General features: G+C 45.3%; 6 protein-coding genes. 1 reads left to right on the top strand and 5 read right to left on the bottom strand.

Annotated features, from left to right (window positions below; all coding sequences use genetic code 11):
* Positions 1-142 precede the first annotated feature (142 nt).
* Together PLH26_RS18550 and PLH26_RS18545 are read right to left on the bottom strand one after the other, a co-directional pair.
* The gene (locus PLH26_RS18550) at positions 143-919 is read right to left on the bottom strand and encodes a response regulator (protein ID WP_324587521.1); all 777 of its coding nucleotides are present in this window, start codon (positions 917-919) and stop codon (positions 143-145) included.
* Positions 920-1030: 111 nt separating this feature from the next.
* On the bottom strand, positions 1031-2773 hold the full coding sequence (locus PLH26_RS18545; protein ID WP_324587520.1) for a tetratricopeptide repeat-containing sensor histidine kinase: 1743 nt from the start codon (positions 2771-2773) through the stop codon (positions 1031-1033).
* Positions 2774-3109: 336 nt separating this feature from the next.
* Here PLH26_RS18545 and PLH26_RS18540 point away from each other — a divergent pair, with 336 nt between their 5' ends.
* Complete coding sequence (locus tag PLH26_RS18540) at positions 3110-3976, top strand: AraC family transcriptional regulator (protein ID WP_324587519.1); 867 nt, start codon at positions 3110-3112, stop codon at positions 3974-3976.
* Between the two features lie 246 nt (positions 3977-4222).
* Here PLH26_RS18540 and PLH26_RS18535 read toward each other — a convergent pair whose 3' ends face one another.
* The 3 genes from PLH26_RS18535 to PLH26_RS18525 all read right to left on the bottom strand — a co-directional run bounded on the left by PLH26_RS18535 (position 4223) and on the right by PLH26_RS18525 (position 6968).
* Complete coding sequence (locus PLH26_RS18535) at positions 4223-4990, bottom strand: 3-hydroxybutyrate dehydrogenase (RefSeq protein ID WP_324587518.1); 768 nt, start codon at positions 4988-4990, stop codon at positions 4223-4225.
* Between the two features lie 214 nt (positions 4991-5204).
* Positions 5205-5996 carry an SDR family oxidoreductase gene (locus tag PLH26_RS18530; RefSeq protein ID WP_324587517.1) on the bottom strand — a complete coding sequence of 264 codons (792 nt, stop codon included), beginning with the start codon at positions 5994-5996 and terminating at the stop codon, positions 5205-5207.
* A 192-nt stretch (positions 5997-6188) separates the two neighbouring features.
* Positions 6189-6968 (bottom strand): SDR family NAD(P)-dependent oxidoreductase, encoded by a 780-nt coding sequence (locus tag PLH26_RS18525; RefSeq protein WP_324587516.1) that lies wholly within the window; start codon positions 6966-6968, stop codon positions 6189-6191.
* Positions 6969-7067: the final 99 nt, after the last annotated feature.

Here is a 7067-nt window from a genome sequence, read left to right as displayed (position 1 = left end):
TTGTTGAATTGCAGAACACCGGAAATACAGAAAAGAGATGACCGCGAAAACATCAACTTGCCTACCCCGCACCTTATACCTTCCGCCCTCTTCCCTCTACCTTCCACCCTACACCCAAGCTGGCAGTTCCCGGCAAAACAGGTTACAGGAAATCGAAACGTTGCAGGAATTCGTCTTTATAGTTCCTTCCAAGCGGGATCTCATGATCCTTCAGGAAAATACTGTGGTTATTAAAAGTATCAAGATGACCCATATTAATGGCATAAGACCGGTGTACCCGTATGAAATATGGGCGGTCAAACTTATCCATCACCACGTTGAGCGGATGCCTGACAATGAAATTCCTGTCTTTCGTAATGATATGCGTGTGATTGTTTTCCGCTTCTAAGTAATAAATATCATTTAAATTAACCTTAATGAATTTATAATTCTGCTTGATAAATATGGCATCGTTAAAACACAGCACGGGCTCCTTCTCCGTAATTTCAGAAGCCTGGCTGTTCCCGGAAAGGGGAACGACCGGTGCTGCAGCCGACTTGTGAAAAGCAAAATTATGCAGCGCGAGATCTATGGCTATCAGCAGGTTCCGGGGCTGGTAGGGCTTTATAAGGTAGGCTGCCGGAGCAGTTTCCTTGGCCCGTTCAAGCGTTTCACTGTCGGAAAAAGCAGTGAGGTAAATGAAAGGGATATTTCTTAATGCGGTAAGACGCCGGGCAGTTTCTATTCCATCCCAATCACCTTTGATATGTATATCAAGCAGCACCAGGTCTATGGTTTCTTTTTCTGCAATGCGCAAAGCCTCCTTGCCATTATCTGCAATACCGCAAACCTGATAGCCTTCCATCTGCAGCGTATCTTCCAGTGCTATTGCCACAATGCCCTCGTCCTCAACGATCATAATGTTAACTTTACTTTCCATGAACGAATGATAACATGATTATTAAAATATTCCTATACTATACCGGGCAACGGCAATGCTCCGCATTCATCTGCCGGAGTTGAAAGGGAAGTAAACCCCGGCGCTTAACCTTCATCCCGCTTTCTCCAGCTTTGCCGGGATGTGCAGGTTGAGCAAGGTCCCATTCCGGCTTTCCATATTGCATATCCCATTTAGTTGCCTGCTCAATACCTTCACCAGTTTTACTCCAAATGATCCCTGCGGTTTTTCCCATGCCTCCCTGGTCATACCGGGCCCGTTGTCTTTGATCTCCAGTACGATCTCCCTGTCTTTTTTTAATGAAAGCATTAACGATGGATACACTGTTTCTTTATACGCATATTTAAACGCATTGGTTACCCATTCGTTGATGATGAGCCCCAGGGGTAACGCCTGGTCCACGTCCATCTCTGTTATCTGAACATCGAGCTGTAAATCGAATTTACTTTTATCAATCCCGAAACTCTGTAAGATGCTTTCCACCAGGTCGGTTACATATTCTTTCATATTCACCATATTCGGATTGTCCTGCTGATAAAGGCTCCGGTGGATCAGCGACATGGCTTCGATGCGCTGCTGCCCGATTTTTACTGCCTGCCGGGCATCTTTGTCGGGCAGGTGATTGGATTGGAGACTAAGGAGACTGGAAACGATCTGCAGGTTGTTCTTTACCCGGTGATGCAGCTCTTTCATAAGAAATTTCAGCTGCTCCGACTGTTCGTTGATCTTTTTGTTGCTGTCCGCCAGCAACCTGTTCCTTCGCCTGATGCCGCGATACTGGAAATACAGGAATGCAGACAACAAAATAAAGAGTATCATCCCAACCGCTATTGCCTCTGTTGTTCTCGTTTTTTGGAGGTTGATAAGCCTGAGCGATGCAATACGCTGATCCTTTTTTTCCGTTTCATATTCTATCTGCAGCCTTCCGATCTGTTTGGTGTTCTTACGCAACTGCAATGAATCATTTATAACTACCGACCGGCTAAAAGCAGCAAGCGCCTTTTGGTCGTTGCCGGCGGCATGATAGCATTTGTACAACGACCTGTATATTTCTGCCTCACGGAAAGGCGCATTTTGTGCAATGCTGAGATCCAGCGCCTCATTAAGGTAACGGATCCCTTTTGCATGATCGCCGCTGTAAAAATAAATTTCGCCCAGCCAGTTATACGTATAGGTAAGCGAAAGATACCGGCGGTACTTCTTTGCCAGGATCTCTGCTTTTTTTGCATACAGTATCCCTTTGGCATAGTTGCCGGAAATTTTATAATACTGGCTGATGTTATTGTAGTATGCTATACAGTACGGCTCATATCCGGGTGACGATTCTGCTATTTTTAAGCCTTCCAGATATTTATTCAGTCCCTCTTTCCTGATCTGCGGATCTTTTTTACTCATACCATAGCTATGGGTAAACATTGCCTGGTTCAGCATTATTGAAATGATCCGCGGTGTGTCTTTTATAAATATTGCCGCCTGCAGTCCCCTCTCCGCTGCTTTTAGCGCAAGCGGATAGTTTTCATTTTCCTTATGCAAATTTCCGATGATACTGTACAGGGAAGGAACTACCTGCGTAAACTTATTGTATTCGGCTTTTTGCAGCGCTTCCACGGCCACTTTCATTGCCGTGGTGTGATTTGCCGTTCTCCACTCGTAATTCGCTTTCAACAGCAATCCGTTCACGATGATCCTGTCGTTTCCCTGGGCTTCGCCCAAACGAAGCAACCGGTTAGCATACCACAGAAGGGAGTCGTTACCGGAACCCTTATAGCGCGACCCCTGCCGGTATAAATCGTCTGCCACAAGAACAGCATCGTTGGAAGCGGAAGCGGGTTGCAAAACGGGATTTGTTTTCTTACAGGAAATTATTGCCGTAAGTACAACAGCCAGCATCAAAGCACTGCGCAGTAAACAATAACTTTTAGTTTTGGTAAAGCCTGAAAATAAATGTAAGGCATTCATTTTTTGGATAAAATTTCTGCACTGACCGGATACAAGTCAGGAAAAAAGGGAAATAATACAGGTAGTGCAACTACTTTATGTGAGCGCTATTTTCACTGCAGCGCCCTCCTACTATTTTTTATAATCCTTATACTATTTTTCAAAAAGCTGAAGGTATACATTATAATTCGATATATTAGGGGTGATGTTTTTTAACTTTAAACTAAATGAGCGATGAAATCTATTGAACTGCGGCTGCCGAAGGATTTTGACAAATCATTTACTGTATTTAAAGAAGTTGGAAAGTCATTTCCCTGCCCCTGGCATTATCATCCGGAGTATGAAATAGTGTTGGTACTCAAAAGCAACGGGCGCCGTATGGTGGGCGACCATATCGGGAAGTTTGATGAAGGCGACCTGGTGTGCATGGGACCTTTTTTGCCACATGTGTGGGTGAATGATCCGAAATTTATTAACGGACAGATGGATTATCCGGCAGAAGCTATAGTTATTCATTTTAAGGACGATTTCCTGGGCGAAAATTTTCTCAATATCCCGGAGATGGAAGCCTTTAAGCGTTTCCTGGAATTATCCAACCGCGGCATGGTAATTAACGGTAAAGCCAAAGCCGAGATCAGCGCCTTAATGGAAAAGATGCCTGATATGAACGGGCTTCAGCGCCTGTCCTCCCTTTTGCTCATTTTTGATACGTTGTCGCGTACGGCTGAATATGAATTGTTAGCAAGTCCCGGTTTTTTAAAAACGGTGAATGTAAAAAGCTCCGACAGGCTGAACAAAATAACCGAGTACCTGATCCAAAACTTCGACCAGGACATCACTTTATCGAAAGTGGCCTCCATCGCTAACATGGCAGTTACCACCTTCAGTAATTTTTTCAAAGAGAACTATAGAGTAACTTTTGTAGAATATTTAAATACGCTGAGGATCGGCTATGCCTGCAAAAAGCTTTCGGAAAAAGATCAGAATATTGTTGATGTAGCTTATGAATGCGGGTTCAATAGCCTGGCCAACTTTAACAGGCAGTTTAAAAAATACAAGCAAATGACGCCTACCGAATACAGGAGGATCATTTATGCGTAGAGGGGATTTGAAATTTGAGATTTAAGATTTGAGATGGGGATCCGTTTGGTTGGCGGATCTTCTTCGATTGTAGCTGTAAGTTTATGGTTTTTAGTTTATCGTTGTATTTTTCGGATTTAGTGCTTATGGCTTCGGACTTTATTTGGTATTTGTTTTTTGTGATTTGTTATTTGCTTCTGTGATTTGGTTTCACTTCTCACCTCTCACTTCTCACCTCTCACCTCTCACTTACCACTTACCACCTCCTCACTGCACCGTATACCCGCCGTCAATTACAACAGCCTGTCCTGTTATGCCCTTTGCATTGTCGCCCGCCAGGAATAATACATAATGCGCGACTTCTTCCACGCCAAGCAAACGCTTCTGGGGAACAAGCGGATAGATCACTTCCTCCAATACTTTTTCAAACGGGATGTTCCGCATTTGGGCTATATCGTTGAGCTGGTTCCTCACAAGCGCAGTATCAACATAGCCCGGGCACACTGCATTAACGGTAATGCCATGATCTGCCCCTTCCAGTGCGGCAACTTTTGTTAACCCGATCAGTCCATGCTTTGCACTGTTATAGGCTGCTTTTCCTGCAAAACCAACCAGCCCGTTGATAGAAGCCATATTGATGATCCTTCCAAAACTCCTTTCCTTCATATAAGGCAGCACATGCTTGATGGCAATAAAAGGTGCGGTGAGCATCACATCGAGCATCCGCCTGAATTTTTCTGTAGGGAACTGCTCAACAGGCGCTACATGCTGCAGCCCGGCATTGTTTACCAGCACATCAATCCTTCCATGCAGGTCGTAAACAGCGCCCAATATTTTTTGAATATTTTGTTCATCGGTAACATCACAGGCATAGCCCGTAACCCTGCTGCCGCCCAATGCCGCTATGGCCGCATCAACACTATCCTGCTCAAGGTCCAGAATAACTACGGTGCAGCCGGCAGACAAAAAAGACTTTGCTACTGCCAGTCCAATTCCACCGGCAGCTCCCGTTATTATTATTACGCCTGAATGCATGAGGAAAATCAGTTTAAGTTATTCCAGGATATTATATCAGGTCGCCCGGAGGCGACAATAAATTATGTATGCGGCGATGACGCCTCATACAGCCGGGGTATGTGGCGATGACGCCTCATACAGCGGGTCTGTTGTTACTTATAAGGTATAGGGTATAAAGGTATAAAGCGTAGGGACTTTGCACCTTACTCCTTACACCTACTCCATATTCCTTTTACCAGCTCGTCCAGCCGCCGTCAACACATAAATTGTGGCCCGTGATATAAGAAGCGGCTTCAGACAACAAAAACACTACTGAGCCCGCAACTTCCTCCGCCTTTCCTATACGCCCCATCGGCGATAGCTGCGCCAGCCTTTCCACGAAAGCCGGATTGTTCTTTTGTACAGCGGGGTGCGGAAAAGGCCCGGGTGAAATGCAATTGCATCTCACATTCATCTTTCCCCAATGAACCGCCAGATACCGCGTCATTTGAATGATACCCGCCTTGCCAACACCATACTCAATGGGATTTTTGTTCATGGGCGCTTCATATGCTTCCGGGTGTGGCGACACTGAACCATACATGCTGGAAAACAACACGATGCTTCCGCTGCCGCGCTCAGCCATGTGTACACCTGTTTCCCTTGCCAGTAAAAATGTAGCGGTGAGGCCGGTATGATTCACTTCGTCAAATTCTTTTTCACTCAACTCTTCCAGTTTTTTTGAGGTAGAACCAAAGGTGAGGTTCACCAACCCATCGGGCACGCCATGCTGTGCAACCTGGTCCGTTACAAACTGCTGTATGGCGGCTCCGTTCTTTACATCCAGCGTGGCAGGAATAACGCCTGCATCCAAACCCGCAGATCGTACAAACGCACCGGCACGCTCTTCCAGGTCAATGCAGATCACTTTTGCCCCTGCACTCTTTAGTACAATCACGGTTGCCTGCCCGAGATAACCTGCGCCGCCAACCACCCAAATTAATTTATTACGCAAATGAAAAACCGGAATGATCTCTTTGCTCATATCATTTGATTTATGATTAGTGTTTTGAGCGATCAGCTTTCAGCTAAAGCATACCAACGATGGGCAGATAACGCATTGGCACAAACATTCACTGTGTTAAGCCCGAAGCCGGAAATCCTAAATCCGAGGGAATACACAGCATCTCACGTTTCACCTTGCATGTCTCACAATTCACTATTCACCTTTCACTTTTCAGGCATTCAACCCACCATCAATCAAGATATTCTCACCATTTATATACGCGCCTGCATCTGAAGCCAGCAATACGATCAATCCTTTTATATCATCATTGTTTGCCATTCGCTCCAACGGAACTTTTTTACAATAGTTCTCCACGAATTTTTCCGGCTGGTTGTTGAACAATCCGCCGGGGCTCACCGTGTTAAACCGTATGTTCTTCCCCGCATGTGTTTTGGCCATAAAACGCGAAAGCATGATCAATCCTGCATTATGAAAGCAATAGTCCGGTGCGATATCTCCCATACCCCGAATGCCTTCATAATTGGAATAAATGGGCGCATACATGCCCATCATTGAGCTGATATTGATCACACTCCCACCGCCCGACCGGATGATCAGATCCGTCATCTCCCTTAAAATGAACATCATTCCTGTGGCATTTACTTTCATGGATTCATCAAACTGCTCAATGGGAGCGGCATACCCCTTCATGGGACGGCTTACTGCATTATTGACAAATATATCAAGCCTGCCAAACTGTTTCTGTATATTCTCTTCCAAAGTAAGAACGGATGCTGTATCTGCCTGGTCTGCCTGCATGCCGTGCACATCCAATCCTTTGGTTCTGAAACCCGCCGCAGTCTTTTCAATAGTCTCCAAATTGCGTGAAGCTATAACAACAGTAGCCCCCGCTTCGCCTAACCCTTCTGTTATGGAACGGCCATAGTTGCCTGCGCCGCCTGTTACCAGTGCCACCTTATTTTTTAAACTGAACAATTCCATTACGTTCATGCGCCCTTATTTTAAATGAATGATCTTTCCGCCTGCCAGCCTGCTTTCTTCTGCGGCAATCACGGTTTGAATGATATTTTTTGTTTTGGAAAAATCCAG

Source organism: Agriterribacter sp. (assembly GCF_035444585.1).
Lineage (GTDB): Bacteria > Bacteroidota > Bacteroidia > Chitinophagales > Chitinophagaceae > Agriterribacter.
Note: the sequence above shows the minus strand (reverse complement) of the source record. Positions and strands in the feature narration are given on the sequence as shown.

Bases quoted from the DNA above. Each gene is read 5' to 3' on its own strand.
- PLH26_RS18550 (WP_324587521.1), bottom strand. From the start codon at position 919: ATGGAAAGTAAAGTTAACATTATGATCGTTGAGGACGAGGGCATTGTG.
- PLH26_RS18540 (WP_324587519.1), top strand. From the start codon at position 3,110: ATGAAATCTATTGAACTGCGGCTGCCGAAGGATTTTGACAAATCATTT.
- PLH26_RS18535 (WP_324587518.1), bottom strand. From the start codon at position 4,990: ATGCATTCAGGCGTAATAATAATAACGGGAGCTGCCGGTGGAATTGGA.
- PLH26_RS18530 (WP_324587517.1), bottom strand. From the start codon at position 5,996: ATGAGCAAAGAGATCATTCCGGTTTTTCATTTGCGTAATAAATTAATT.
- PLH26_RS18525 (WP_324587516.1), bottom strand. From the start codon at position 6,968: ATGAACGTAATGGAATTGTTCAGTTTAAAAAATAAGGTGGCACTGGTA.